Source organism: Streptomyces sp. NPDC085460, assembly GCF_044541975.1.
Lineage (GTDB): Bacteria > Actinomycetota > Actinomycetes > Streptomycetales > Streptomycetaceae > Streptomyces.
Window position 1 is genome coordinate 91,299 of the sequence record NZ_JBITTO010000013.1, and the last position, 25,218, is coordinate 116,516.

Here is a 25,218-nt window from a genome sequence, read left to right on the forward strand (position 1 = left end):
GGATGACCGGCTGTGTGCCCGCGCCGTCCGGGGCGCCCTCGCGCGCGCGGGGGAACGGTGCCACTCGTTCCGGCGGATTGGCCGAACTCCGCGTAGACCGGATAGGTGCCTGAGGCATGTAGTGGAGGGTGGCGTTCACGCCGGAGCCCACGATCCGACGTCTGCGAGGTTCCCAGATGACGACAACGGACGAGACCGTCACCTTCCCTCAGAACCGATCCTGCCCCTATCACCCGCCGACCGCCTACGATCCGCTGCGCGAGGACGGCCCCCTGTCCCGGGTCACCCTGTGGGACGGCCGGGAGGTCTGGCTCGTCACCGGACACCCGACCGCCCGCGCGCTCCTGGCCGACCAGCGCCTCTCCACCGACTCCACCCGCCCCGACTTCCCGATCCCCGTGGAACGGGCCCAGGCCCTCCGCAGCCGCCGGCGCACCGCGCTCCTCGGCTGGGACGACCCCGAGCACAACGTCCAGCGGAGGATGCTGATCCCGAGCTTCTCCCTGAAGCGCACGGACGGCATGCGCCCCCGGATCCAGGCGACCGTGGACCGGCTGCTGGACTCCATGGAGGCCGCGGGTCCGCCGGCCGAGCTGGTGAGCGCGTTCGCGCTGCCGGTGCCCTCGATCGTCATCTGCGACCTGCTGGGCGTGCCGTACGAGGACCACGACTTCTTCGAGGAGCAGTCCCGGCGCCTGCTCCGCGGCCCGACGGGCGACGACATCGAGGACGCGCTGGCCCGGCTGGAGGGCTACATCGGCGACCTCATCGACGGCAAGCGCGCCCGGCCCGGCGAAGGAGTCCTCGACGATCTGGTCGCACGGCAGGCGCGCGAGGGCGGACCCGACCGCGAGGAGCTCGTGCAGCTGGCGACGATCCTGCTCGTCGCGGGACACGAGACCACCGCCAACATGATCTCCCTGGGGACGTACACGCTGCTCCGCCATCCCGAGCGGATGGCCCAGCTCCGAGCCGATCCGGCTTTGTTGCCGACGGCCGTGGAGGAGCTGCTGCGATTCCTGTCGATCGCGGACGGCATGCTGCGGGTGGCCCGCGAGGACGTGGAGATCGACGGGGCGGTCATCCGCGCGGGTGACGGGGTGGTGTTCTCCACCTCCCTCATCAACCGTGACGGCTCGGTCTACGCCGACCCCGACGCGCTGGACTGGGAGCGTACGGCCCGCCATCACGTCGCCTTCGGCTTCGGTATCCACCAGTGCCTGGGCCAGAACCTGGCGCGCGCGGAGCTGGAGATCGCCCTCGGCACGCTGCTGCGGCGGCTGCCGGGCCTGCGGCTCGCGGCGGCCGCCGAGGAGATCCCGTTCAAGCCGGGCGACACGATCCAGGGGATGCTCGAACTCCCCGTCACCTGGTGAGCGTCCCGGCACGGCACGGAGCCGGCCCCCCGAGGAAGGGAACCCCAGTGGTACGCATCGCCATCGACCCCGACCTCTGCATGGGAGCGGGCCAGTGCGCCCTGGTCTCCCCCGAGGTCTTCACCCAGGACGACGACGGCTTCGGCACCGTCCTGCCCGGCCGCGAGGACGGCGAGGGCGCGACGCTCGTGCGAGAGGCCGTCCGCGCCTGCCCCGTCCAGGCGATCAGCCTGGGGGACGGCCCGGCACGGTAGGAAGGCACCGGGCGGGCCGGGGGCGCCCGCCCGCGGCCCGCCCCCGCCACCCACCGATTGAGAAAATATATAGATCGGTCTACAGTTCACCCATGGGACTGAAGGGCGCCGAGACACGGGACCGACTGCTGGACGCGACGCAGGAGTTGATCGAGACCGGGGGCTATCCCGGCGCCGGGCTCAATCAGGTGATCGCCGCCAGCGGCGCCCCCCGCGGCTCGGTGTACTTCCACTTCCCCGGCGGCAAGGACCAGCTGGTCGGGGAGTCCGTCCGGCGGGCCGGCCGCGCGATCGGCGGCGATCTGGAGGAGCTGGCGAAGTCCAGCGCGTCGGCGGCCGAGTTCATCGGGGCGGTGCTGCGCCACCTCGGTGAACGACTGGAGGAGTCGGACTGGCGCAAGGGGTGTCCGGTGGCGACCGTCGCACTGGAGACGGCCAGCAGCAACAACCCGCTCCGGGAGGCATGTTCCGAGGTCTACACCTCGTGGGAGGGGGCGCTGCGCGCTCGACTGGCGGGCCGCCCGGACGCCGACGACCTCGCGGTCACCGTCCTCGCCCTCGTCGAGGGCGCGCTCCTGCTGGCCCGCACACACCGCAGCAGGGAACCTCTTGACCGGGTCGCCCGCCAGATCGGCGCACTCATCGGCTGACCCCGCCCCCTTACGGCCCGCCCTCACGGGCGGGCCTTTGCCTGACTCAAAAATATGTAGACCGATCTATTCAAGGAGAGCTCCATGGACGCGATCGTCTTCGGCGCGACCGGCTTCATCGGCCGTTCCCTCGTCGCCGAACTGCTCGGCCGCGGTCAGCGGGTGGCGGCCGCCGTACGCGACGACACCCTCACCCCCTGGCTGGCGTCCCAGAACGTCGACACCCGCGGACTGGAGATCGTCACCGCCGACATCACGCGACCGCTGACGGACCTGCCCGACGTCCGGGACGTCTACAACGCGGCCGGCCGCTTCGCCTTCGGGCTCGGCGAGCGGGAGGCCCGGTCGGTCAACGTCACCGGCGCGCTCCACGTGGTCGAGTGGGCCGCGTCGCTGCCGCGGCTGCGCCGGCTCGTGCACCTCACCGGGTACCGCGTGTCCGCGGCCGACGACCTCCTCGGCCGGCCCGCGCTGGGCGCCTACGAGGCATCGAAGATCGAGGGCGACCGGGCGGTCCGGGCCCGAGCCGAGGCGCTTGCGGTACCGCTGACCATCGCCAATCCCAGCACGGTGATCGGGCCGGGCCAGTACATCGGCCTGGCGACCCTCGTCGAGGACCTGTGGAACGGGCGGCTCCCCGTGGTGCCCGGCGGCTCCGACACCTTCCTGCCCGTCACGACCATCGATCACCTCGCGCGGTTCCTGGCGGAGATCCCCGCGTCGCCGGTGGGCGAGCACTACTGGGTGCTGGACGACGACACCCCCCTCCTGCCCGACCTGATCGGCATGCTGGCCGCCCACATGGGGGTACGGGCACCCCGCAGGACCGTTTCCGCCGGACTGCTGCGGCGGCTGCCGCGCCGGCTGACGGGCGTCGACCCCGAGACGCTGTCCTTCCTGTCCGCCGACCGCTACCCGACGGCCTCCGCCCGGGCCTTCGCCGCACGCACCGGTCTGGAGGCACCTCCGGCGACCGATGCCCTGCGGAGCTGGGCCGACGACCTGGTGGCCGCCCGCTTCGGCTCCGCGTCGCCGTGGCGGAGCCCGTACGGCTTCCAGACCGTGGCGGGCGGCCCGACCTGGGTGACCGGTGACCGGCGGAGCCCCTCCCACGTCCTGCTGCACGGCCTGCCGATGAACGCCGACCTCTGGGCGCCGCTCGCCGCCCACCTCTCCGGCCCGGTCCTCGCGCCCGACCTGCCCGGCCTGGGACGCTCGGCCCCCTCCACGCAGCCGGTCGACGCGTGGCTGGCCGATCTGATGGGCCCGGTGCGGACCCGCCCCGTGCTCGTCGCGCACTCCCTGGCCTGCGGACCCGCCCTGCGCTTCGCCGCCGCCCACCCGGACCGCGTCAGCGGGCTCGTCCTCGTCTCCCCCGCGTTCCTCCAGGCACCCTCCTCCCGGCTCGCCCGCTCGGCCCTGGCCGCGCCGATGCTCCGCCGCATGCCGGCGTCCCGGCTGGCCACGACGCTCGGTGTGCCCGAGGGACCGGAAGTGCGGAGCGCCGCGGCCGATCTGAGCCGCCCCGGGGTGGCGCGGCGCGTCGCGGCGGCCCTGCGCGGGGCCGTCTCCGAGCGCGGGCGGCTGCGTGCCCTGCCGGCGCGGGTGGAGGTACCGGTCCGCATCGTCGTGGGCTCGGAGGACCCGCTGGTCGAAGCCGTCGACCTGCCGGTGGCCCGGGTCGCCGGGGCCGGCCACTACCCCCAGCTCACCCACCCCGCCCAGGTGGCCCGACACCTCGACGTGGCCGTGCCGGCCGGCGCGTGACTCCGGTGCGGGCGACCGGCCCGTCCGGAGCTCCGGCCGCACCCGGCCTCGGGAGCCCGGGCGAGTGAGCGGGGCCGTGCCGCGTGCGCGCGGCACGGCCCCGCCCGGTGGTGGGCGAGGGTCACGGGCGGCGGCGCCGGGCCGTCACCGCGTGGCAGACGAGGAGGACGGCGGTGAACGCGAGGCCGATGCCGGCGGCCTGGCGCATGTCGGGGACCTCCACCGCCGTCGCCGCCACCGCGAGGACCCCCAGCGCGGCGACGACCGCGAGCTTGTCGCCGCCGGGGATGCTGAAGCCGGTGAACTCCTCCGGGTGCGCGTTCCGGTGGCGGCGGAAGGCGACGTACGAGGCGAGAATCAGCAGCCACACGAGCAGCACCGCGAAGATCGCGATCGACATGAGGATGCCGAAGAGCCCGCTGACGTCGTAGAAGGCGAGGAGCGCCGCCACCGCGATGCCCAGGGTGGACGCGGCGAGGGCGGCCGCGGGGACGCCGCGCCGGCTGAGCCGGGCCAGCCGGGCGGGGGCGAGGCCGTCGGCGCCGAGGGAGTGGAGCAGCCGGGAGGCGCCGTACAGGTGCGCGTTGGCGGCGGACATGGCGGCGATGAGGACGACCGCGTTGGTGACGGTCGCCGCGGCGGGCACGCCGACCTCGGTGAAGACGCGGACGAACGGGCTGGACTCGACGCTGCCGTCGCCGCCGGCCAGGGTCCGCCACGGGATGAGGGCGAGGACGAGGGTGATGGACAGCAGGTAGAAGAAGGCGAGGCGCCAGGCGAGCTGGCGCATGGCGGTGCGGATGGTGCGCTGTGGGTCGGCCGCCTCGGCGGAGGCGATGGCGACGACCTCGAAGCCGGCGTAGGCGAACATCACGATCGACATGGCCAGCCAGACGGAGCTCGCCCCGTGCGGCAGGAAACCGCCGTCGTCGGTGAGGTGCGCGAAACCGGTCGCCTCGGTGTCCGGCAGGCCGAAGACGACGAGCAGGGCGGCGCAGAGGACGAAGGCGCAGAGCGCGACGACCTTGACGGTGGAGAGCCAGAACTCGGTGGTGCCGAAGGACTTCACGCTGATGACGTTGACGGCGAGGACCACCGCCGCGATGACGAGGATGGCGGCCGACATCGGCACCTCGGGCCACCACCAGCGGATGTAGAGGGCCGAGGCGACCACTTCGGTGCCGATGACGACGACGGCGCTGAACCAGTACAGCCAGCGGCTGAGGAAGCCGGCCCAGGGGCCGAGGTAGCGGTGGGCGACGGTGCCGAACGAGCCCTGGACGGGGTGGGCGGCGGACATCTCGCCGAGCAGGACGGCGATGATCGCGACGAGCACGGCGCCGATGACGTACGCGACGATGACGGCGGGTCCGGCGACGGATATCGCGGAGCCGGAGCCGAGGAAGAGGCCGGTGCCGAGCGCGGAGCCCAGTCCGATCATGGTGGTCTGGCGGTGGGTGAGGGAGCGGACCAGGCCGCCCTCGCCTCCGGGAGCCGGTCTGGCGGCCTCGTCGGCGTCGGTTCGGTCGGTTCCGTCGGGGGAAGTGGGGGCGGGGGGCGCGGATTCGCCGGCTGCGGTCATGGCGGGGTGACCCTTCTGCGCGGGGCGGGGCGGGGTGGGTGGTGCGGGTACCGTCGGGAGGTCAGAACTCGCTGCCGCGGAACGGCTTCGCGGGGGCGTCGAGGTCGGGCTTGCCGAGGACCTTCGACGACAGGGCGTAGATGCCGTGGTTGGTCAGCGCCCAGGCGATGTTGCGGTCCCACTCCACGTAGATGCCGTGGGTCTGGTTGCCGTACGCGTACGCGGCGGTGTCCCGGCCGTACGCCTTGGGCACGAAGTACGCGGAGATCTCGGGGGCCGCCGGGTCGGAGACGTCGAAGAACTGGACGCCGGCGTTGTAGAAGCCGTAGCCGAGGAGTCCGGCGTCGTGCTTGCCCGGGTTGGTGTAGTAGCCGGTGCGCTTGGGGCCGAAGCTGCCGCGCCGCTGGCAGTAGTCGGTGAGGCCGGACGCCTTCGGAGGGACGGGGCGGGGCAGGGCGCCGACGACGCGCGGCCGGGCGGGGTCGCGGACGTCGATCTGGTAGACGTCCTTGTAGGGCTCGTAACAGTCCTCGGTCAGCGGGTAGCCGGAGTAGTAGATCATCCCGGTCTTCTCGTACTGGGAGACGTCGATGTTGTCGCCCTCGGTGCCCGCGACCGAGGCGGGCAGGTCGAGCCGGCCGACGGTCCGCAGGTGCGCGGGGTCGGAGACGTCGAGCACCGCGAGGCCGTATCCGCCCATCGCGGCGAAGGCGTAACGCCCGCCCTTCTCCACGGGCTTGGGAAGGAAGAGCGGCATCCGGGCGCCCATCCAGCTGGTGCGGTTCCCGCAGCGCGGGTTCTTCCGGTAGGCGGCGTCCTCGCCGGTGCGCTGGCCGGGCAGGTGCCAGGTGTCGAGGAGCCTGGGGTGCGCGGGGTCGGACATGTCCCAGGACTGGTAGCCGGCCGAGTGCAGGTTGGTCGGGTACTCGGTGCCGGAGTAGGTTTCGTCGGGGGCCGTGGCGAGGAACATGTACTTCTCGCCGGTCCAGTACGGCACGTCGATGGAGCCGGAGCCCTGCTGCGCGGTGGCGGGGTCGCTGCGCAGCGGGTCCCGCTGGGTGGAGTCGGTGGAGACGGTCGCGAGGAGCTTCCAGTCCTTCTTGCGGGGGCCGTCGAGGCGGTAGACCTTGAAGCCCTTGAGCCCCGGCTTGGCGCGCAGCTTCCGCACGCCGTCGGGGTTGTGGTACTTGTCGAGCGGCGGGTGGTCGGAGAGTTCGGAGATCTGCCGCTTGCTCTCGAAGCTCTGCACCATGACGTACGCGCCGAGCTTGCGGCTCCACTGGATGGTGGACGCGCCCCAGTAGTCGTGCGCGGCCCAGTCGCCGTTGGCGCGGGTCTCGTCGCCGTCGACGTCCTCGCGGCTCAGTTTCTCGACGACCTTGACCTTCCTGACGTCGGTGACGTCGTAGACGCGACCTTCGGAGCGGTCGTACTGGAAGAGGTAGCGGCGGCCGTGGAAGTCGACGACGTTCTGCCAGGTGTGGAAGTAGTCGGGGGTGAAGTCGGCACCCTCGTAGGCGGCTTCGACCTTCATGTTCTTGATGTACGCGCGGGTGTCGTACGCGTCGGCGCGGCCGGGGAAGGGGTGGTCGGACCCCTCGTCGACGGGGGTGAGGGAGGGGTGGCGGAACGTGCCGTCGAGCTGCATCCCGTACGCGCCGGGGTCGGCCGGCCCGGGGCGGCGGTCGGCGCAGACCTCCCGGACGTCCGGGTCGGTCGCGGCGGCGGCGACGGGCGTGGCGGAGATGCCGGGGGCGAGGAGCGTGGCCGTGGCGGCGGCCGCGACGAGGGTGGCGAGCACCGTGTTTCCGCGGGTGAGGCGCATGGACGGTCCTTTCGGGTGGGGGCGGGGCGGCGGGGTGGTCAGGTGACCGTCGGGCGGGACTGGAACGCGGGGGCGCGGTGGGCGCCGGTCACCGCGATGTCGCGGAGCTCGCGGACCGCGCGCAGGACGTCCGCGTGGGTGACGTACAGGGCGTTGAAGCCGAAGCGGAGCAGGTCGGGCGCGCGCATGTCGCCGATGACGCCCCGGGCGGTGAGCGCGGCGACGAGGGGGTACGCCTCGGGGTGGCGCAGCGCGACCTGGCTGCCGCGCCGGTCGGGCTCGCGCGGGGTGGCCGGGGTGAAGCCGAGTCCGTCGAGGAGGGTGTCGGCGCACTCCTGGAAGAAGCCGGTGAGGGAGAGGCTCTTCGCCCGGACGGTCTTCATCCCGACGCCGTCGAAGGCGGTGAGCGCGGCTTCCAGGGCGAGCAGGGAGAGGAGGGCGGGGGTGCCGACGCGGGCCCGGGTGACGTCCGGGGCGGGGGTGTACGTGCCGGCCATGGCGAACGGCTCGGCGTGGCCGTGCCAGCCGGTGAGGGGGTGGTCGAACGCCTCCTGGTGGCGGCGGGCGAGGTACGCGAAAGCGGGGGCGCCGGGTCCGCCCGACAGGTACTTGTAGCCGCACCCCACGGCGAAGTCCGCCTCGATCGCGTCGAGTTCGACGGGGAGGGCGCCGGCCGCGTGGCAGAGGTCCCAGTGGACGAGGGCGCCGGCGGCGTGGGCGGCGGAGGTGAGCGCGGCCATGTCGTGGAGCTCGCCGGTGCGGTAGTCGACGGGGGCGTACGCGGCGACCGCGACGTTCCCGGACTCGGCGGCGAGCACGGCGGCGGCGTCGCGGGCCGGGACGCGGCGCACGTCGAGGCCGAGGAGGCGGCCGACGGAGTCGGCGATGTACTGGTCGGTCGGGAAGTGGTCGGGGTCGGTGAGGAGGAGGCGGCGGCCGGGGCGGAGCCGGGCGGCGGCGAGGAGGGTGTTGAAGAGCTGGACGCTGGTGGAGTCGCCGGCGACGACCTGGCCGGCGGCGGCGCCGATCAGCCGGCCGATGGCGTCGCCGGTGCGGACGGGGGCGTCCCACCAGCCGTTGGCGTTCCAGGAGCGGATGAGGTCGGTGCCCCACTGGCGGTGGACGGCGTCCTCGACGGCGGCGGGGACGGCGGCGGGCAGGGCGCCGAGGGAGTTGCCGTCGAGGTAGACGACGTCCTCGGGGAGGAGGAAGCGGTCCCGGACGGCGGCGAGCGGGTCGGCGGCGTCCAGGGCGGCGGCGCGGGCGGCGAGGTCGTGCGTCATGCGGGGGCTCCGGGGGCGTCGGTGCGGCGGGTGAGGTCGAGGGCGATGTCCGTGAGGAGGTCCTCCTGGCCGCCGACGAGGCGGCGGCGGCCCGCCTCGACGAGCAGGTCGCGGGTGTCGAGGCCGTGACGGGCGGCCGTGGTCTCGGCGTGCCGCAGGAAGCTGGAGTACACGCCGGCGTAGCCGAGCGTGAGGGTCTCCCGGTCGACGCGGACGGGCCGGTCCTGGGTGGGGCGGACGAGTTCCTCGGCGGCGTCCATGAGGGGGAAGAGGTCGCAGCCGTGCGCGATGCCCATGAGGTCGAGGACGGCGACGACGGGTTCGAGGGGGGCGTTGCCGGCGCCGGCGCCCTGTCCGGCGAGGGAGGCGTCGACGCGGTGGGCGCCGGCCTCGACGGCGACGATGCTGTTGGCGACGCCCAGGCCGAGGTTGTGGTGGGCGTGGACGCCGATCTCGGTGGCCGGGTCGAGGACGTCGCGGTAGGCGCGGACCCGGTCGCGGACGCCGTCCATGGTGAGTCGGCCGCCGGAGTCGGTGACGTACACGCAGTGGGCGCCGTACGACTCCATCAGGCGCGCCTGGAGCGCGAGTTCGGCGGGTGGGGCGAGGTGGGACATCATCAGGAAGCCGGAGACGTCCATGCCGAGTTCGCGGGCGAGCCCGATGTGCTGCGCGGAGATGTCGGCCTCGGTGCAGTGGGTGGCGACCCGGACCGAGGTGACGCCGAGGGCGTGGGCGCGGCGCAGGTCGTGGGCGGTGCCGATGCCGGGCAGCAGGAGGGTGGTGAGGCGGGCCCGGTCGAGGGCGCCGGCGGCGGCCTCCAGCCACTCCCAGTCGGTGTGGGCGCCGGGGCCGTACGTGACGGAGGAGCCGGAGAGGCCGTCGCCGTGGGCGACCTCGACGGCGTCGACGCCGGCCGCCTCCAGGGCGGCGGCGATGGCTCTGACCTGGTCGAGGGTGTAGCGGTGGGAGACGGCGTGCATGCCGTCCCTGAGGGTGACGTCCTGGACGTAGACCCGGTGCGTCGGCCCCGGTTCCGTACGGCTCATCGGGTCCGGCTCCGTTCGGCCAGGCGCTCGGCGGTGCGCAGCGCGGCGGCGGTCATGATGTCGAGGTTCCCGGCGTAGGCGGGGAGGTGGTGGGCGGCGCCCTCGACCTCCAGGTAGACGGAGACGAGGAGCCGGGCGCCGGCGCCGAGACGGACGAGCGGGTCGTCGGCGGGGAGCGTGCGGAACTGGGGTTCCTGCTTGAGCCGGTAGCCGGGGACGTAGGCGGCGACGGAGGCGACCATGGCGTGCACCGAGGCGGTGACGCGCTCGGTGTCGGCGTCGTCGACGAGGCAGTGGACGGTGTCCCGCATGAGGAGCGGCGGTTCGGCCGGGTTGAGGACGATGATGGCCTTGCCGCGGGCGGCGCCGCCGACCTCTTCGAGGGCGCGGGAGGTGGTCTCGGTGAACTCGTCGATGTTGGCGCGGGTGCCGGGTCCGGCGGAGCGGGAGGCGATGGAGGCGACGATCTCGGCGTAGTGGACGGGGGTGACGGCGGAGACGGCGGCGACGATGGGGACGGTGGCCTGGCCGCCGCAGGTGACCATGTTGACGTTGGTCGCGCCGAGGTGCTGGTCGAGGTTGACGGGCGGGACGACGTAGGGGCCGAGGGCGGCCGGGGTGAGGTCGACGAGCGTCTTGCCGTACGGGGCGAGGGCGGCGGCGTTGTGGTGGTGGGCGCCGGCGGAGGTGGCGTCGAAGACGACGTCGATCTCGTCGAAGCCGTCCAGGGCGATGAGTCCGGCGACGCCGTCGGAGGTCGTCGGGACGCCGAGCCTCCGGGCCCGCGCGAGTCCCTCCGAGCCGGGGTCGATGCCGGCCATGGCGGCGGCGGTGACGTGCCCCTCGCCTCGGATGATCTTGATGAGGAGATCGGTGCCGATGTTGCCCGATCCGATGACGGCTGCCTTCACCGCGCGGCCTCCTTGAGCCTGGGGGTCAGTCCGAAGAAGCGGACGGCGTTGCCGCCGAGGACGGCGGCCCGCTCCTCGGGGGTGAGGTCGCTCTGGCGGACCAGCCGGCCGATCTCCTCCTCGCCGAGCGGGAACGGGTGGTCCGAGCCCAGAAGCACCCGCTCGGCGCCCATCACGTCGACCAGGAGCCGCAGCGCGTCAGGGTCGAAGACGGCGGAGTCGACGGAGAAGCGGTCGGTGTACGCGGACGGCGGGCGGGGGCTGTCGGCGCGGACGAGGTCGCGGCGGTGCCAGGCGTTGTCGGCCCGGCCCAGCAGGTAAGGGAAGCTGCCGCCGCCGTGCGCGAAGAGCAGTCGCAGCGAGGCGGGAAGCCGCTCGAAGGCGCCGGAGAGGATGAGCGAGAGGATGGTCAGGTGGGTCTCGCCGGCCATGCCGGCCAGCCAGGCCAGCATGTACCGGGAGTACCGGGGCCCGGTGGGCAGGTCCCACGGGTGGACGAGGACGGCCGCGTCCTCGTGGGCGCAGTGCGCCAGGAACTCCACGAGCGCGCCGTCGTCGAGGTCGCGGTCGCCGAGGTGGTTGCCGATGTGGACGCCGTGGAAGCCCTGCCGCATCGCCTCGGTGACCATGGCGCAGGCGGCCTCGGTGTCCTGGAGGGGCACCTGGCAGAGCGGGGCGAGCCGGTCGGGGGCGTGGGCGGCGTACGCCAGGAGGTGGGCGTTGACGGTGCGGCACCAGTCGGCGGCTCGGGCGGGTTCGAGTCCGTAGCCGAAGAGGAGCGGGGTGCTGGAGAGCACCTGGACGTCGACGCCGAGCCGGTCGAGGTCGGCGACGCGTTCGGCCGGGTCCCACAGGGTGCGGCGCACGGGCCGGTACTCGGCGGTGCCGGCCATCATCATCCCGGCGTCGGGGCCGTCGGTGGTGCGCAGCCAGGGCGCGTCGTCGCCGCCGGTGATGCGGCCGGCCTCGGCGCGGCCGATCTCGGGGAAGACGTGGGCGTGGACGTCGACGACGGTCATGAGCCGTCCGCCCCGTCGCGGCGGGTGCGGGGGCGGAGTTCCTCGGGCCAGTCCTTGCCGGGGTGGAGGGCGCCGCAGTGGCCGCAGGTGCGGGCGGCGTCGTCGGTGTAGAAGGCGCTGAAGACGGGCGGCAGGTCGTCCACGATGGAGGTGAGCTGGACCTCGCTGCGGTGCACGAGGTGGTGGCACTCGACGCAGTACCACTCGAAGGCGTCGCGGTGGCCCTGGGGGCGGGCGAACTCGACGACGAGGCCGATGCTGTCCTCCTCGGGGCGCTGCGGGGAGTGCCGGAGGTGGGCGGGGGCGAGGAAGACGTCGCCCTCGCGGATGTGGAGGTCGCGCGGCGGCCGGCCCTCCTCCTCCATGACGCGGAGCACCATGTCGCCCTTGAGCTGGTAGAAGAACTCCTCGATGGGGTCGTCGTGGAAGTCGGTGCGGCGGTTGGGGCCGCCGACGATCGTCACCATCAGGTCGGCGTCCCGCCAGATCTGCACGTTGCCGACGGGCGGCTTGAGCAGGTGGCGGTGGTCCTCGATCCACGCCTGGAGGTTGAACGGTCTGAGGTTCATCGGTGCGTGTCCTTGTCGTGCGGGAGGTGGGCCACCGCGCTGATCTCGATCAGCAGGTGGGGGTGGGGCAGCTGGTGGACGGCGACGGTCGTCCGGGTCGGTCCGGTCTCGTCGAAGTACGCGTTGTAGACCTCGTTGTAGCCGCCGAAGTCGTTCATGCTGACGAGGTAGGCGGTGACCGACACGAGGTCGCGGAGGCTTCCGCCGGCGGCCGCGAGGAGGGCGTCGATGGTGTCGAGCACGGCGCGGGTCTGGACCCGGATGTCGAGGTCGGTGACCCCCATCGGGTCGGCGTCCGCGCCGGCGAACGTGCCGTCGGGACGGCGGGAGCTGGTGCCGGAGACGAAGACCAGGTCGCCCGCGCGGCGCAGGTGCGGGAAGCGGCCGCGCGGCGGGGCCGCGCCGGGGACGATCACGGCGCCTCCCCTGTGGTGAGGCGGACCGCGCCGAGCCGGGCGACGGTGGCCCGTACGTGGGTGCCGGGCGGCAGCGGTACGGCGGCGGTCGCCGCTCCGGCGAGGATGACCGTACCGGCGGGGAGCGGTCCGGCGAGCCGGGCCGCGGCGGCGAGGGCGCGCAGCGGGTCGCCGAGGATCGCGGCGGTGGAGCCGGTCTCGGCGGGGCGGCCCTCGAGTTCAAGGACGACGCCGAGGTTGGCCAGGGCGCGCGGACCGCCCAGGGCTTCGGGCCGGGTCCAGGGGCCGGTGGCGTACGCGGCGGCGGAGGTGTTGTCGGCGATGACCTCGGGCAGCGAGAAGCGGAAGCCGTCGTAGCGGGAGTCGATGACCTCCAGGGCGGGGGCGACTCCGGCGACGGCGGCGGCCGGGTCGCCGCCGGGGGTGAGTTCCGCCCCGAGGAGGAAGGCGATCTCGGGTTCGACGCGCGGGTGGATGAGGCCGGAGATGTCGAGGCGTCCGCCGTCCGGGACCTCCATGCGGTCGGTGAGCCGTCCGTGGATCAGGTCGGCGACGCCCATCTGCCGCATCTTCGCGAGGCTGGTGAAGCCGAGCTTGACGCCGGTGGGTCGTTCGCCGCGGGCGAGCCGGAGGGCGACCAGGGCTTCCTGGACGGCGTAGGCGGCGGCGGTGCCGCCTTCTGGTCCGGCTTCGGTGAGGCCGGTGGTGCCGCTGGGGAGCGGGCGGGCGTCGCGGGCGGCGGCGTCGAGGCGTTCGGCGAGCGCGGTCGGGTTCATCGGGCGCCTCCTTCGGGGTGGGAGGGGTTCATCGGTGGCGTCCTTCGGTGGCGGCGGGATTCATCGGGCGCCCCCCGCGACGGCCGGGCCGAAGGCCGCGCGGACCGTGCCGAGCCCGTCGATACGGGCCTCCAGCACGTCGCCGGGAGCCACTTCGGCCATCGGGCCGAGCGCGCCGGTGAGGACGGTGTCCCCGGCGCGCAGCGGCCGGCCGAGGCGGACGAGGGTGTCGGCGAGCCAGACGGCGGCGTGCAGCGGGTTGCCGAGGCAGGCGACGCCCGCGCCGGTCGAGACGGGTTCGCCGCGGCGTTCCAGGACCATGCCGGCGGTGCGCAGGTCGAGGTCGCGCAGGAGGGCCGGGCGGGTGCCGAGGACGTACGCGCCGCTGGACGCGTTGTCGGCGACGGTGTCGACGGCCGTGATGTCCCAGTCGCGGACGCGGCTGCCGACGATCTCGACGGCGGGCAGCGCGAAGGCGGTCGCCCGGATCACGTCGGCGACGGTGTGCCGCTCGTGGAGGAGGTCGTGCTCCAGGACGAGCGCCACCTCGGCCTCGGCCTTCGGCTGGAGGACCGCGCCCCAGGGCAGCTCCTCGCCGTCGGGGACGGCGGTGTCGTCGAGGAGGGCGCCGAAGTCGGGCGTGTCGACGCCGAGCTGACGCTGGACGGCGGGAGAGGTGAGGCCGATCTTCCAGCCGGTGGTCCGGCGGCCCTCGGCGAGCCTGCGCCCGGTGAGGAGGGCCTGGACGTCATAGGCGGCGTCGAGGTCGCCGGGCGGCAGGAGGTCGCGTACGGGGTCGCAGGGAACTCCGGTGCGGCGGGCGCGGTCGAGGCGTTCGGCGGCGGCCGCCACCGCCTCGCTGCCGCGCGGGGTGGCCTGATGGGTCGTCGTCACAGCTTCACGCACACATTCATCGGTTCGGAGAAGAAGTCGAGCGAGTGGTCGCCGCCCTCGCGCCCGATGCCGGATGCCTTCACCCCGCCGAAGGGGGTGCGCAGGTCGCGCAGGTTCCAGGTGTTGACCCAGGCGATGCCGACGTCGAGGGCGGGGGCGACCCGGTGGGCCCGGCGCACGTCTCCGGTCCAGACGGTGGCGGCGAGGCCGTACGGGCCGGCGTTGGCGAGCGCGAGGGCCTCCTCCTCGGTGTCGAACGGCGCCAGGTGCACGACCGGGCCGAAGATCTCGTCCCGTACCGCCGGGTGGTCCTCCGGGAGGCCGGTGAGCACGGTGGGCTCGACCCAGAAGCCGCCGTCGCGGGCGTCCCCGAAGGACGGGACCCCGCCGCCGGCCAGCACCTGCCCGTCGGCGGCGGCGCGTGCGAGGTGGCCGCGGACCTTGTCGCGGTGGGCGGCCGAGATCATCGGGCCGTAGCCGGTGAGCTCCTTCGCCCCGGCGGAGAGGGCGGCGGCGAACGCGTCAAAGACCGGCCGCTCCACGTACAGGCGCTCGGTGCAGAGGCAGACCTGGCCGCTGTGGGTGAAGGAGGAGCGGAGGGTGCCCGCGACGGCCTCGTCGAGGTCGGAGTCGGCGAAGACGAGTCCGGCGTTCTTCCCGCCCAGCTCGAAGGAGACCGGAGCGAGCCGGGCCGCCGCCGCCCGCATGATGGTCGCTCCGGTGCGGGACTCGCCGGTGAAGGCGACCGCGTCCACGCCGGAGTGCTCGGTCAGCCACTGGCCCGCGGCGTCGGCGCCCCGGCCGTGCACGAGGTTGAAGACGCCCGCCGGGACCTCCGCCTCGGCCATCACCTCGGCGAGCAGGCAGGCGGTGCCGGGGGTGAGTTCGGACGGCTTGGCGACGACGGTGTTGCCGGCGGCCAGGGCCGGCGCGACCTTCCAGGTGAGGAGCAGCAGCGGCAGGTTCCACGGCGAGATGACCGCGACCACGCCGAGGGGCTTGTGCACCGTGTAGTTGAGGGCGCCGCGCCCGTCGGGGGTCGCGGTGTGCCACGAGCGCTCGTGGCGGCCGGTCAGGAGGTCCGCGTACGCCCGGAAGTTGGCGACGGCGCGCGGGATGTCGACGGTCGAGGCCAGCTCGCGGGGCTTGCCGGTGTCGGCGCACTCGGCGTCGGTGAACTCCTGAGAGCGCCGCTCGATGCCGTCCGCGATCCGGTGCAGGAGCCGCGACCGCTCCGCCGGGCTCCAGCCGGCCCACGGCCCGCGCAGCGCCGCGCGGGCCGCGCCCACCGCCCGGTCGACCAGCTCCGGGCTCGCCTCCGGCACCTCGCCGACGACGCGCCCTGTGACCGGGTCGACCAGCGGGAACGGCACGCCGGACGCGTCGAACCCGCCTCCTACGTAATGCCGCACGGGTGAACTCACCTTGCAGACCTCCGTTGCTGAGCCGGGGACTGTCCGAAACGCGCCCCCGGGGCGTGTCGGTATAGTGCGCCCCCTCAGCTATGCCGATCCAATGCCGATCGACGCATGAGGTATAGCGAAACCGGTATGCGGGAGGGGACTCGTCCCGCAGGTCCCGCGGAAGGAGCCCCGGGCGATGGACCTCCTGGACGGCCGGCTGAAGTTCCGGCACCTGACCCTGCTGATCGCGGTGTACGAGCACGGAAGCGTCGTACGCGCCGCCGAGTCGCTGCACCTCACCCAGCCCGCCGCGACCCGCACCCTGCGCGAGCTGGAGGCGGTCGCGGAGCTGCCGCTCTTCACCCGCGTCCCGCGCGGCATGCTCCCCACCGTCTACGGCGAGGCGCTCGTCGGCCACGCCCGCGCGGTGGTGGCGGAGGTGCGGCGCGCCGAGGAGCACCTCACGGGGCTGCGGCAGGGGCGGGACGGCACGGTCACCGTGGGCACCCTCCTCGCCGGGGCCAACGTGCTGCTCCCCCGTGCCGTCGCACGGCTGAAGCGCGAGCGCCCCCGGCTGACCGTCGTGGTCAGGGAGGGCACTCCGGACGTCCTGCACCCCGCGCTGCTCGGCGGCGAACTCGACGTCATCGTCGGGCGGGTGGGTGCCGTGCCCGGGGACGGCGAGGGGGGCGAGCGGCTACGCCAGCGTGTGCTCTACCGCGAGCCCATCCGGCTCGCGGTACGGGCGGGCCACCCCCTCCTCGGCGAGGCGCGGCCCCACGGCGGAGACGCTCCGGAGGTCACGCTCACCGACGCCCTCGGGCATCCCTGGATCCTTCCCGTCGAACAGACCGCCCTGCGGCAGGAGCTGGCCGCCCTCTTCGTCGACCGGGGCCTCTCGCTCCCCGCCGACCGGGTCGAATGCACCTCGATCCTGACCATGCGGGCCCTGCTGCTCCAGACGGACATGGTGGCGCTCCTGCCCGAGCTGGTCCTCCGCGACGACGAACACCTCGCCGCCCTGCCCGTCGAACTCCCCTCCGTCGGCCGCACGGTGGGCGTCACCGAGGCCGCCCACCGCACCCGCACCCCCGCCCTGGAAGCCCTCCTCCGCCACCTCGACGAGGAGGCGGCCCTGCTCCGCGCCTCACTGCCGGGCGGGAGCGTCGGCGGGTCGGGCGCGCTGCTCCTCTGAGGGATCCCGGCGGGCGCGATTTTCCCTCTTTCCGGGGATCGTCGCTGGTCAGTTGGGGTGAACCGAGGACAGCCGGCGTGCCCGGCGCCGGGCGGACGGCGTTGGTGGGGATGTGAGTACCGCAAGCACCGCTCCGATACTGACCGTTCTCCTCGACACTCCCGCCCCTCCCGTCGTGCACGACTCGGGCGCGGACGCCGCGCCCGGCGAGATAGTCGTCGTCTCCTGCACCACCCTCGGCAGCACCCTGGTCGTCCACCTCGCCGGCGAGATCGATCACCTCAGCGTCGGCCCGCTGCGCGCCCTGCTGGCTTCGGCGGCCGACGCCGGCACCACGGGCCTCGTCCTGGACACCGCCCAGGTCACCTTCTGCGACTCCGCGTTCCTCAAGGTCCTGGACTGGTGGCCGCGGCGCGGACGGCGACTCAGGCTCGCGAACCGCTCCCGGGCCGTCCAGCGCCTCCTGCGCGCCGCGGCGTACGGACGGCCGCGCCCCGAGTGGACGGTCTCCCCCGCCCGCAGGAGCCCGCGCGGCCGGCCGCGGGACAACGCCCCGGCACCTCCCGGCAGCCCCCCCGACCGGATTCCGGACCGCCCGCGAGCGGTAGCCCGTCCACCACGGACCAGGTGAGGAGAGGGGTGGGCCGGGTGACGGGAAGACCATCCGCGCCCACCCCTCTCCGCCGCCCGTACCGTCGGGGGAACGCCGCCCGTACCGTCGGGGGAACCCGCGGTCAGCGCTCCTCGCGCAGGCCCCAGGGCGCGCCGTACGCGCCGAGGAGGTCGAGGAACGGCCGCGGCGGCAGCGCCTCGGGGCCGAGGACGCCGGCGGCCTTCCACGTGCCGTCGGCGATCAGCTCCAGGGCGATCACCGGGTTCAGGGCGGTCTGCCAGACGACGGCCTGGGAACCGTACGCGCGCATCGACCACTCGTTGTCGACGACGTGGTACAGGTACACCTCGCGCGCCGAGCCGTCCTTGGTCCCCTTCACCCAGGTGCCCGCGCAGGTCTTGCCCTTCATGCGGTCGCCCAGCGTGGCCGGGTCGGGCAGGCAGGCGGCGACCACGTCGCGCGGCGAGACCCGGACCGGCCCGTCGGGGCCGGGCACGGTGACCTCGGCCGTCGAGTCGAGACCCAGGTCGCTGAGGGTCTTCAGCTTCGCGATGAAGTCGTCGCCCAGGCCGTACTTGAAGGTCACCCGGCGCGCGTCCACCCAGCGGGGCATGAGGAGGACCTCCTCGTGCTCGACGTTCACGCACTCCACCGGGCCGATGCCCTCGGGGAAGTCGAAGACCTCCGGCTCGCTGAAGGGCGCCGTGGTGAACCAGCCTCGGCCCTTCTCGTAGACGACGGGCGGGTTGAGGCACTCCTCGATGGTGGTCCAGATGCTGAAGGAGGGCGCGAAGTCGTATCCCTCCACCGTGAGGTTCGCGCCGTCGCGGACGCCGATCTCCTCGATCTCGTCGAAGAGTTCGTCCGCCGCGTACCGGGCGAACACGTCCGACAGGCCCGGTTCCACGCCCATGCCGACCAGGGCGAGGCGGTCCGCCTTCTCCCACGCCTCGGCCAGGGCGAACTGCTCGTCGCCGAGCTTGACCCCGCACTGTTCGTAGGGGGCGGTCGGGTGCGGCACGGACAGCGACATCGCCATATCGACGTAGTGCGTGCCGGCGGCGAGCGCGGCGCGGAACAGGGGCATCACGAACCTGGGGTCGGTGGCGTTGAGGAGCACGTCGCAGTTCTCCTCGGCGAGGAGGCGGCGGACCGCCGACTCGTCGGAGGCGTCCACGCGGCGCGCGCTGAAGCGGCCCTCCCGGTCGTCCAGCGCGGCCACGGCGCCCTCCGCGCGGGCCGGGTCGTAGTCGGCCACGACCATGTGGGTGAGGAAGCCGCGTCGGGCCGCGATGCGGGTGACGGCGGTTCCGACACCGCCGGCGCCCACGAGAAGTACACGCATGTCACACACCGTTTCGTCGAGACGGTCCCGGCGGGACCCCGGGAACGGCTCGATGGAACACGATCCCCGCCGATAAGGTCTACGGCGTTGGCATAAGGACCGGGGAGAGCGGAGAGGTGGCGGAGGCATGCCGAAGAAGGTGGTTCCGGAGGCGGAACGGCGCCGGCGCCGGCCGACCCGGCAGGGCACCGTGCTGTCGGAGAAGCACATCGTGGAGACGGCGTTGCGGATGCTGCGCGAGCACGGGAGCGCCGGGCTGACCGCACGCAGGCTCGGCGCCGCCCTCGGCGCGGACCCCAGCACGCTGTACCGCTACTTCTCCGGCCTCGACGGTCTCACCCGGGCCATCGGCGAGGAGCTCATGGGCCGGGCCCTGGACAGCTGGACCCCCACCGGGCACTGGCGGGCCGACCTGCGCTCGCTCGGCATGGCCATCCACGCCTCGTACCTCGCGCATCCCCAGGCGGCGCTGCTGACCGCCAGCCGCGTCACCGGCCGCCCCCGGGAGATCGAGGTGGACGAGGCCATCCTGGGCATTCTGCGCGGTGTGGGCTTCGGCGACGTGGAGGCCGTGGGCCTGTACCACGCCTTCATCGACCTGGCGCTGGCCTTCGCCTCCCTCGACGCGGGTGCCCTGGCCGTCAAGGATGAGGCCCGGCAGGCGGACGAGTCGATGTGGACCTCCACGTACGCCCGCCTGCCCGCCGAGACGCATCCGCACATCGCCGCCACCTCGCGCCTGCTGGCGGACCGGATGAACCTCAGCGCCTATCCGATCGTCCTCGACACCCTCCTGGACCGGGCGGAGGCCCGGCTGGCGGGCTCGCGGGGCCGGGCCTCCGGCGCCGCCTGACAGCCGGCGGGCGCGCTGCGGAACTCACCGGTCGGGATCACACTGGTCAGGGTGAGCAACCAACCGGCATCCGGTTCGGGGCCCGGAGCAGCAGAGACGGGGAGTCCCGCGCGGGCTCCGAACCAGACCGTGGCCCTCGCGGCGATGATGTTCGCGGTGGCGATGACCTTCATCGACCAGACCATCGTCTCCATCGCCGCCCCGGACATCGTCCGGGAGCTCGGTCTCACCAGTTCGGGCATGCAGTGGGTCGTGAACGCCTATCTGCTCGCCCTCGCGGCCTTCTTCGCCCTCGGCGGCCGCCTCGCCGACCTGTACGGTCCCCGGCGCGTGGTCATGATCGGCACCCTGGTGTTCGTCGTGGCGTCGGTGCTGTGCGGCTGTGTGCCCAGCGGGGACTTCGCGCAGACGTGGCTCATCGTCTTCCGCGGCGTCCAGGGGTTCGGAGCGGCCCTGCTGTTCCCGGCCGCGCTGGCCGTCGTGGTGGCCGTGTTCCCGGTCGAGAGACGTGGCCGCGCCCTCGCCCTGTTCTTCGGGATCTCCGGCGCGCTGACCGCGATCGGGCCGCTGCTGGGCGGCTGGCTCACGGCGTCGTGGACCTGGCGGGCCGTGTTCTGGGTGAACGTCCCCGTGGCGGTCGTCGCCCTGGTGCTGACGCTGTTCGCCCACATCGCCGACCGGCCTCGCAGCGGCACCCTGGACTGGCGGGGCGCCGTGCTCATCGCCGTCGGCATGGGCCTGAGCGTCCTCGGCTTCCAGCAGGCGTGGTCGTGGGGCTGGGCGAGCGCGGCGACGTGGCTCTGCGTCGTCGGCGGGCTCGCGGTGCTCTTCGTCTTCGTGCGGTACGAGCAGCGCGTCGCACATCCTCTGGTCGATCTGAGGGTGTTCAAGGACAAGGCGTTCTCGATGGACGTGGCGGTGCTGTTCTTCGCCATGCTGGCCTTCGTCCCGGTGTTCTTCTTCTCGTCCGTGTACGCCCAGGTGTCCCTCAGCGCCTCGCCGAACCAGGCGGCCCTGTTCCTGCTGTACTTCTTCGCCGGCTTCGCCCTCGCCTCCCAGTGGGGCGGCCGGATCCTCGACAAGAAGGGCGCCCGCCCCGCGCTGAAGGTCGGATGCGTCGTCGGCGCCGTGGGCTTCGCCCTGTGGGCGAACAACCTCACCAACCTCTCGATGCACGACCAGTGGCCCTACGCGGCGATGGCCGGCGCGGGCATCGGCTTCATCCTGGCGCCGGCCTCGACCGACGCCGTGAACCGGGCCATCGGTCCGTCGTACGGGGAGGTCACCGGCATCACCCAGACGGTCCGCAACTACGCGGCGAGCGTCGGCATGGCGGTGTTCGGCACCATCCTGACGCGGGTCATGGCCGACAACGTGGTGGACACCCTGCGGGCCCGCGGCTTCTCGTCCGACGTGGCGCACGACGTCGCCCGCGGCATCAGCGAGTCCGTCTCCGGACACGGCGACTCCACGCCGCCCACCGGAACCGGCCAGGTGGCGGAGGCGACACGGGACGCCATGCAAGCCATCCAGATGGACTTCGCGCAGGCCAACCAGTGGGTCTTCTACGGCATGGCCATCGCCCTCGCCGTCGGCTACCTCTTCGCCCTGCGCCACCCCGGCGGGCACGGCGCGGCCACGCGGCGGCCGGAGGACGAGGGGGCGGCGACAGGGTCCGATGCGGGGGCGGCCGGGACGCGGAAGCGCCCTCCGGCCGGCTGAGCGCCGGCACGGGCGATCCGGTCCATGGGGCCGTCCGGCCCATCGGACGATCCGGCCCATCGGACGATCCGGCCCATCGGACGGTCCGGTCCATCGGACGGTCCGGTCCATCGGGCCATCCGGTCTATCGGGCGGTCGGCGACTCGCGCGCGGAGGTCGCGGAGGTCGCGGAGGTGACGACGGCCGCCAGATCCGTGCCCGCCCGCAGCAGTGCCACGGACCGCGCGGCGATCTGGTCGAGACGTCGCTGCAGGATCTGCTGGGTCTCCCCCGGGCCGTCGAGCCGGTCCAGGGAGACCATGAGGTCGCGTACCGCGGGGATGCCGTACCCGGCGCCTCGGAGGGCCGCGACGATCCGGGCCGCCCTGATCGCCGGCAGGCCGTAGCGACGTGCTCGCAGCGACGTCACCCGCTCGGGGGCGACGAGGCCCTCCTGCTCCCAGAACCGGAGCGTCGAGGGGCGTACGCCGAGCGCCGCGGCCAGCTGGGTGATCGTCATCGCGTCGCCCTCCCGCTCGCACCCGGCGGGATCCGTCTCGCCCTGGATCGCGCGCAGGGCCTCTCGCGCGCGCAGGGTCTCCTCCCGCTCCCGCGCGAGCCGCACATGGACGGCGCCGACCGCCGAGGCCACCGCCGTGATCGTCTCCGTCCGCAGCTCGGCGAGCATCCGCCGTGCCTCCACGGGCCCCACCGCGCCGGCGAGCCCTCGGTAGGCGCCGAGAGCGTGGACGTGGACCGCCGTGTAGGACCGGTAGCCGTTGCCCGACCGGGCGGCCGGCGGGATGACTCCCAGCCGCTCCAGGTCGCGCACCTGCTGCGGCGAGTAGCCCGACCGCCTGGCGACATCGACGGTCCTCAGCGGTCCCGGGCGCGCGCCGCTCGCGGTCTTGTCCACCGGCCAACCCCACATAAGCACTCGAAGCTGAAGCTTGAACCATGAGTATGGAACAGATCATCGCGGCCGTACGCCGTCTCGACGGCGCGCTCGTCCTCGCCCCGCGGCCGGGAGACGGCTTCCCCGAGGAGGCGTGGGGAGACTCCTTCTTCTACTACGCCCCCGACGGCCGGATTCCCGCGAACGCCCAGCCCTACGGGACGGTCGTCACCAGGGACCGGCCCGGCGACACCGTTTCCGACCTCGACCCGCCGGGCCGCTGGCGCGTGAACGTCCATGTCGACCGCGAGACGTTCCGGCGGCTCACCGGCGAGGAGCCGCGCGGCCTCGGCCTGCCTCGCGACCACACGGCCACGGACTCGGTGCTGCCGCACCCGGTGTACGGCCCGCTCGGCTGGGTCTGCGTCGTCAACCCCGGCGAGGCGACGACGGACACGGTCGTGCGCCTGCTGCGCGACGCGCACGACGCCGCTCGCGCGCGCTTCGCGCGGCGCCACGGACCGGGACCCGCCTGAAGCCGCCCCGGAGGCGGGTGCCGCACGCGAAGCGGTCCGCCGAGGCGGGACAGGGCGACCACGCCGTCCACGGCTCCTCTACCCTCCCGTGTCATGGCGATGTTCGTACACCTGACCTCGGCGGCGAACGCGCCGCGGATCCGGCGTTCCGGTATCCGGGCGGCCGGCCACGGCCAGGGCGGCGCCCGGGGCGTCTACTGCTTCCCGGTCCTGCCCTCGTACACCCTCACCCACCAATGGCTGCGCGAGCTGGCCCGCTTCGGGAGCAGGGGCGGGCTCGTCGCCGTCCACCTGCGCCTCGACGACACCCAGGAGGTCCTGGTCGGACGGTACTCCGACCGGGCGCGGGGGACGCGGGCCGAGGTCGCCGCCGCCGAGGCGGTGCGGCGGGTCGCGGCGCTGGAGGACCCGCGCGGGTGGGAGGTCTTCGTGCCCCGGGCGATCCGGCCGCGCGAGGTGCACCGGGTCCGCGCGGCGCCTCAGGTGGCGGGCTGGCGGTACCTGCCGGACGCGCACGGAAACCGCCCGTGCACCTGTTTCGGGTGCCGTGACCGCGGCGGGTACGGGGCGCGGCGGCTGCGGGAGCGGTCACCGCACCCGCTGGACGGCCCGCCGCCGCCGGCCGGGGTGCTGCTCGCCCGGATCGAGGCGGGTGATCCCGGGGATCCGGCGGCGCTGTGCGAGGCGCTGCGCTGGTTCGGCATGCGCCGGCGCGGCCCGCTCGACCGGTTGCGCCACCTCGCCGCCCATCCCGATCCCGGGGTGCGGGAAGCCCTGGTGTGGGCGGTCTCGCGCTGGTCCACGCCGGGGGTGGCCGCCCTGCTCGCCGGTCTCGCCGACGACCCGCACGCCGACGTCCGGGACGCGGTGGAGGCGGCCCGCGATCCGCTCTGACCGCGTCCCCCGGCGACCACGGCACGACGGGCCCCCGGCGGCCCACCGCGGACGGTCCCGGCGGCCGACGACCGTCCGCGCGGCATGGTTCGTGCGGCCCTCCGCGTGACAGGGTTCGTGCGACCCCGTCCGCGCGGCATGGCTCGTGCGACCCGTCCGCGTGACATGGCTCATCCCGTCACGTGGTCGCCGGCTTGCCCCGGTCCGCCGGCGGTCCCGTCGGCGTGCCGGCGGGCGGTCAGCACGACGGCGAGCAGCAGGGCCAGGGCGGCGGTCAGGGCTCCCTCCGCGCCGAGACGGGCGTGCAGGACGCCTCCGGTGAAGGCCCCGGCCGCCAGGGTGACCACGGAGAGCCCGCGCCTCAGCGTGGCGGGTCCGGGCCGGTCCACCGCGAGCCCGGTCAGTGTCCGGGTCATCACGGTCGTGGTCAGATCCGGCACCCCCAGGCGGTGGACGAGGGCGTTCTGCAGCCCCATGCCGCAGGCCAGGGGCACCAGGACCGCGTAGCGGCCCCAGCCGGCCGCCTGGCCGGTGAGGGCCGCCGCGAGGAGCAGGGCCTGGGCCGAGGCCAGCGGCACGACGACGCGTGAGGGCTCCTCCTCGCGCCGCAGCGCGCCGCCCGCGACCGCCCCGGCGACGAACCCGGCGAGCGCGGCCAGCGCGGCGACCGCGGACAGCTGTGCGGCGCCCGCCAGGGCGAACCCGAGGAAGACCACGTTGCCGGTCATGTTGGCCACGAACACGCGGCCGAGACCGAGGAAGCTCACGGCGTCCACCAGCCCGCTGAGGAACGTCAGCGCGAGCAGCAGCGGCACGTACCGCGCGTGCGGGTGCCCCTCGGGGAACATCCACCGCGCGGCCACGCCTCCCCCGCTCACCGGAGACCACCTGGGCGGGGGTGCCGCGGACGGCGTGCGCCGGCCTCTGCGATGACTCGCGTCCCTCTCACCTCCTCACTGGACCAGAGGCGGGGAGGAAATCGGGCGTCCCACGCCCGGCGGGAGCCCTCCGTCACGCCGCGGGGGCCTGGGAGACCGCCGGACGGGGACGCGGAGGGCCCCTCTCGCCCGTGGGCGGGAGGGGCCCTCCGCGTGGTGCTCGACGGTCGGTGACGGTCAGGCGTGGCCGCGTCGGCCGCCGCTGACGAGGCGGTAGAGGGCGAGCAGGATCATCGATCCGACGATGGCCGCGATCCAGGTCGAGAGATCGAAGAAGCCGTCGATCGAGTCGACGCCGAAGATCACCTTGCCCAGCCATCCGCCGAGCAGACCGCCGGCGATGCCGATGAGGATGGTGATGATGACGCCGCCGGGGTCCCGGCCCGGCATGAGAGCCTTGGCGATCATTCCGGCCAGCAGGCCGATGAGGATCCACGCGATGATGCCCATGGGGCGCCTCCAGATTCTTGGCTC

Annotated in this window: 25 protein-coding genes; 10 read left to right on the forward strand and 15 right to left on the reverse strand. The window is 73.9% G+C overall.

Annotated elements, in window-relative coordinates:
• The first annotated feature begins 176 nt into the window (after positions 1–176).
• From ACIGHB_RS29135 to ACIGHB_RS29150, 4 genes are all read left to right on the forward strand, one after another.
• On the forward strand, positions 177–1,376 hold the full coding sequence (locus tag ACIGHB_RS29135; protein ID WP_399917055.1) for a cytochrome P450: 1,200 nt from the start codon (positions 177–179) through the stop codon (positions 1,374–1,376).
• A 47-nt stretch (positions 1,377–1,423) separates the two neighbouring features.
• Positions 1,424–1,630, forward strand: a complete 207-nt coding sequence (locus ACIGHB_RS29140) for a ferredoxin (protein ID WP_399917057.1) — start codon at positions 1,424–1,426, stop codon at positions 1,628–1,630.
• Positions 1,631–1,722: 92 nt separating this feature from the next.
• On the forward strand, positions 1,723–2,280 hold the full coding sequence (locus ACIGHB_RS29145; RefSeq protein ID WP_399917059.1) for a TetR/AcrR family transcriptional regulator: 558 nt from the start codon (positions 1,723–1,725) through the stop codon (positions 2,278–2,280).
• An 84-nt stretch (positions 2,281–2,364) separates the two neighbouring features.
• Positions 2,365–4,047 carry an alpha/beta fold hydrolase gene (locus ACIGHB_RS29150; protein WP_399917061.1) on the forward strand — a complete coding sequence of 561 codons (1,683 nt, stop codon included), beginning with the start codon at positions 2,365–2,367 and terminating at the stop codon, positions 4,045–4,047.
• Between the two features lie 121 nt (positions 4,048–4,168).
• On the opposite strand, the gene ACIGHB_RS29155 is transcribed toward ACIGHB_RS29150, so the two are convergent.
• The 11 genes from ACIGHB_RS29155 to ACIGHB_RS29205 all read right to left on the reverse strand — a co-directional run bounded on the left by ACIGHB_RS29155 (position 4,169) and on the right by ACIGHB_RS29205 (position 15,783).
• Entirely contained in the window at positions 4,169–5,629 is a 1,461-nt protein-coding gene (locus ACIGHB_RS29155; protein WP_360313935.1) for an amino acid permease, read from the reverse strand.
• 61 nt (positions 5,630–5,690) lie between these two features.
• The gene (locus ACIGHB_RS29160) at positions 5,691–7,454 is read right to left on the reverse strand and encodes an LVIVD repeat-containing protein (RefSeq protein WP_399917064.1); all 1,764 of its coding nucleotides are present in this window, start codon (positions 7,452–7,454) and stop codon (positions 5,691–5,693) included.
• A 38-nt stretch (positions 7,455–7,492) separates the two neighbouring features.
• On the reverse strand, positions 7,493–8,737 hold the full coding sequence (kynU, locus tag ACIGHB_RS29165; protein WP_360313931.1) for a kynureninase: 1,245 nt from the start codon (positions 8,735–8,737) through the stop codon (positions 7,493–7,495).
• Positions 8,734–9,786: a 4-hydroxy-2-oxovalerate aldolase gene (dmpG, locus tag ACIGHB_RS29170; RefSeq protein ID WP_399917066.1), complete on the reverse strand. Its 1,053-nt coding sequence runs from the start codon at positions 9,784–9,786 to the stop codon at positions 8,734–8,736. The genes kynU and dmpG overlap by 4 nt, the downstream gene beginning before the upstream one ends.
• A complete protein-coding gene (locus tag ACIGHB_RS29175; protein WP_399917068.1) occupies positions 9,783–10,697 on the reverse strand; it encodes an acetaldehyde dehydrogenase (acetylating) in 915 nt (304 codons plus the stop codon). Before ACIGHB_RS29175 ends, dmpG begins: the two co-directional genes overlap by 4 nt.
• Positions 10,694–11,716 carry an amidohydrolase family protein gene (locus ACIGHB_RS29180; protein ID WP_399917070.1) on the reverse strand — a complete coding sequence of 341 codons (1,023 nt, stop codon included), beginning with the start codon at positions 11,714–11,716 and terminating at the stop codon, positions 10,694–10,696. Before ACIGHB_RS29180 ends, ACIGHB_RS29175 begins: the two co-directional genes overlap by 4 nt.
• Entirely contained in the window at positions 11,713–12,285 is a 573-nt protein-coding gene (locus ACIGHB_RS29185) for a 3-hydroxyanthranilate 3,4-dioxygenase (protein ID WP_399917072.1), read from the reverse strand. The genes ACIGHB_RS29180 and ACIGHB_RS29185 overlap by 4 nt, the downstream gene beginning before the upstream one ends.
• Entirely contained in the window at positions 12,282–12,701 is a 420-nt protein-coding gene (locus tag ACIGHB_RS29190) for a RidA family protein (RefSeq protein ID WP_399917074.1), read from the reverse strand. Before ACIGHB_RS29190 ends, ACIGHB_RS29185 begins: the two co-directional genes overlap by 4 nt.
• A complete protein-coding gene (locus ACIGHB_RS29195) occupies positions 12,698–13,477 on the reverse strand; it encodes a 2-keto-4-pentenoate hydratase (protein WP_399917076.1) in 780 nt (259 codons plus the stop codon). Before ACIGHB_RS29195 ends, ACIGHB_RS29190 begins: the two co-directional genes overlap by 4 nt.
• Positions 13,478–13,537: 60 nt before the next feature.
• Positions 13,538–14,371 (reverse strand): fumarylacetoacetate hydrolase family protein, encoded by an 834-nt coding sequence (locus ACIGHB_RS29200; protein WP_360313917.1) that lies wholly within the window; start codon positions 14,369–14,371, stop codon positions 13,538–13,540.
• Positions 14,368–15,783 (reverse strand): 2-hydroxymuconic semialdehyde dehydrogenase, encoded by a 1,416-nt coding sequence (locus ACIGHB_RS29205; RefSeq protein WP_399917079.1) that lies wholly within the window; start codon positions 15,781–15,783, stop codon positions 14,368–14,370. The genes ACIGHB_RS29200 and ACIGHB_RS29205 overlap by 4 nt, the downstream gene beginning before the upstream one ends.
• 187 nt (positions 15,784–15,970) lie before the next feature.
• Here ACIGHB_RS29205 and ACIGHB_RS29210 point away from each other — a divergent pair, with 187 nt between their 5' ends.
• Positions 15,971–16,969, forward strand: a complete 999-nt coding sequence (locus tag ACIGHB_RS29210; protein WP_399917081.1) for a LysR substrate-binding domain-containing protein — start codon at positions 15,971–15,973, stop codon at positions 16,967–16,969.
• A 112-nt stretch (positions 16,970–17,081) separates the two neighbouring features.
• A complete protein-coding gene (locus tag ACIGHB_RS29215; RefSeq protein ID WP_399917083.1) occupies positions 17,082–17,600 on the forward strand; it encodes an STAS domain-containing protein in 519 nt (172 codons plus the stop codon).
• Positions 17,601–17,703: 103 nt separating this feature from the next.
• On the opposite strand, the gene ACIGHB_RS29220 is transcribed toward ACIGHB_RS29215, so the two are convergent.
• The gene (locus ACIGHB_RS29220) at positions 17,704–18,927 is read right to left on the reverse strand and encodes a saccharopine dehydrogenase family protein (RefSeq protein ID WP_399917085.1); all 1,224 of its coding nucleotides are present in this window, start codon (positions 18,925–18,927) and stop codon (positions 17,704–17,706) included.
• 127 nt (positions 18,928–19,054) lie between these two features.
• Here ACIGHB_RS29220 and ACIGHB_RS29225 point away from each other — a divergent pair, with 127 nt between their 5' ends.
• Together ACIGHB_RS29225 and ACIGHB_RS29230 are read left to right on the forward strand one after the other, a co-directional pair.
• Positions 19,055–19,780, forward strand: coding sequence for a TetR/AcrR family transcriptional regulator (locus ACIGHB_RS29225; RefSeq protein ID WP_399917087.1), 726 nt, complete (start codon positions 19,055–19,057; stop codon positions 19,778–19,780).
• Positions 19,781–19,924: 144 nt separating this feature from the next.
• On the forward strand, positions 19,925–21,502 hold the full coding sequence (locus ACIGHB_RS29230) for an MFS transporter (RefSeq protein ID WP_399917218.1): 1,578 nt from the start codon (positions 19,925–19,927) through the stop codon (positions 21,500–21,502).
• Between the two features lie 124 nt (positions 21,503–21,626).
• On the opposite strand, the gene ACIGHB_RS29235 is transcribed toward ACIGHB_RS29230, so the two are convergent.
• On the reverse strand, positions 21,627–22,412 hold the full coding sequence (locus tag ACIGHB_RS29235) for a MerR family transcriptional regulator (RefSeq protein ID WP_399917220.1): 786 nt from the start codon (positions 22,410–22,412) through the stop codon (positions 21,627–21,629).
• Positions 22,413–22,444: 32 nt separating this feature from the next.
• Here ACIGHB_RS29235 and ACIGHB_RS29240 point away from each other — a divergent pair, with 32 nt between their 5' ends.
• Both ACIGHB_RS29240 and ACIGHB_RS29245 read left to right on the forward strand, forming a co-directional pair.
• Positions 22,445–22,912: a DUF6194 family protein gene (locus ACIGHB_RS29240; RefSeq protein WP_399917222.1), complete on the forward strand. Its 468-nt coding sequence runs from the start codon at positions 22,445–22,447 to the stop codon at positions 22,910–22,912.
• Between the two features lie 93 nt (positions 22,913–23,005).
• A complete protein-coding gene (locus tag ACIGHB_RS29245; RefSeq protein WP_399917089.1) occupies positions 23,006–23,806 on the forward strand; it encodes a HEAT repeat domain-containing protein in 801 nt (266 codons plus the stop codon).
• A gap of 170 nt (positions 23,807–23,976) precedes the next feature.
• On the opposite strand, the gene ACIGHB_RS29250 is transcribed toward ACIGHB_RS29245, so the two are convergent.
• Together ACIGHB_RS29250 and ACIGHB_RS29255 are read right to left on the reverse strand one after the other, a co-directional pair.
• Positions 23,977–24,684, reverse strand: coding sequence for a YoaK family protein (locus tag ACIGHB_RS29250; RefSeq protein ID WP_399917091.1), 708 nt, complete (start codon positions 24,682–24,684; stop codon positions 23,977–23,979).
• 237 nt (positions 24,685–24,921) lie between these two features.
• Complete coding sequence (locus ACIGHB_RS29255) at positions 24,922–25,194, reverse strand: GlsB/YeaQ/YmgE family stress response membrane protein (RefSeq protein ID WP_360313899.1); 273 nt, start codon at positions 25,192–25,194, stop codon at positions 24,922–24,924.
• Positions 25,195–25,218: the final 24 nt, after the last annotated feature.

Excerpts from the sequence above, each read along its gene's own strand:
- ACIGHB_RS29230 (WP_399917218.1), top strand. The coding sequence starts at position 19,925 with ATGATGTTCGCGGTGGCGATGACCTTCATCGACCAGACCATCGTCTCC.
- ACIGHB_RS29235 (WP_399917220.1), bottom strand. The coding sequence starts at position 22,412 with ATGTGGGGTTGGCCGGTGGACAAGACCGCGAGCGGCGCGCGCCCGGGA.
- ACIGHB_RS29185 (WP_399917072.1), bottom strand. The coding sequence starts at position 12,285 with ATGAACCTCAGACCGTTCAACCTCCAGGCGTGGATCGAGGACCACCGC.
- ACIGHB_RS29195 (WP_399917076.1), bottom strand. The coding sequence starts at position 13,477 with ATGAACCCGACCGCGCTCGCCGAACGCCTCGACGCCGCCGCCCGCGAC.
- dmpG (WP_399917066.1), bottom strand. The coding sequence starts at position 9,786 with ATGAGCCGTACGGAACCGGGGCCGACGCACCGGGTCTACGTCCAGGAC.
- ACIGHB_RS29135 (WP_399917055.1), top strand. The coding sequence starts at position 177 with ATGACGACAACGGACGAGACCGTCACCTTCCCTCAGAACCGATCCTGC.
- ACIGHB_RS29145 (WP_399917059.1), top strand. The coding sequence starts at position 1,723 with ATGGGACTGAAGGGCGCCGAGACACGGGACCGACTGCTGGACGCGACG.
- ACIGHB_RS29160 (WP_399917064.1), bottom strand. The coding sequence starts at position 7,454 with ATGCGCCTCACCCGCGGAAACACGGTGCTCGCCACCCTCGTCGCGGCC.
- ACIGHB_RS29155 (WP_360313935.1), bottom strand. The coding sequence starts at position 5,629 with ATGACCGCAGCCGGCGAATCCGCGCCCCCCGCCCCCACTTCCCCCGAC.
- ACIGHB_RS29220 (WP_399917085.1), bottom strand. The coding sequence starts at position 18,927 with ATGCGTGTACTTCTCGTGGGCGCCGGCGGTGTCGGAACCGCCGTCACC.
- ACIGHB_RS29245 (WP_399917089.1), top strand. The coding sequence starts at position 23,006 with ATGGCGATGTTCGTACACCTGACCTCGGCGGCGAACGCGCCGCGGATC.
- ACIGHB_RS29225 (WP_399917087.1), top strand. The coding sequence starts at position 19,055 with ATGCCGAAGAAGGTGGTTCCGGAGGCGGAACGGCGCCGGCGCCGGCCG.
- ACIGHB_RS29180 (WP_399917070.1), bottom strand. The coding sequence starts at position 11,716 with ATGACCGTCGTCGACGTCCACGCCCACGTCTTCCCCGAGATCGGCCGC.
- ACIGHB_RS29150 (WP_399917061.1), top strand. The coding sequence starts at position 2,365 with ATGGACGCGATCGTCTTCGGCGCGACCGGCTTCATCGGCCGTTCCCTC.
- ACIGHB_RS29210 (WP_399917081.1), top strand. The coding sequence starts at position 15,971 with ATGGACCTCCTGGACGGCCGGCTGAAGTTCCGGCACCTGACCCTGCTG.
- ACIGHB_RS29240 (WP_399917222.1), top strand. The coding sequence starts at position 22,445 with ATGGAACAGATCATCGCGGCCGTACGCCGTCTCGACGGCGCGCTCGTC.
- ACIGHB_RS29255 (WP_360313899.1), bottom strand. The coding sequence starts at position 25,194 with ATGGGCATCATCGCGTGGATCCTCATCGGCCTGCTGGCCGGAATGATC.
- kynU (WP_360313931.1), bottom strand. The coding sequence starts at position 8,737 with ATGACGCACGACCTCGCCGCCCGCGCCGCCGCCCTGGACGCCGCCGAC.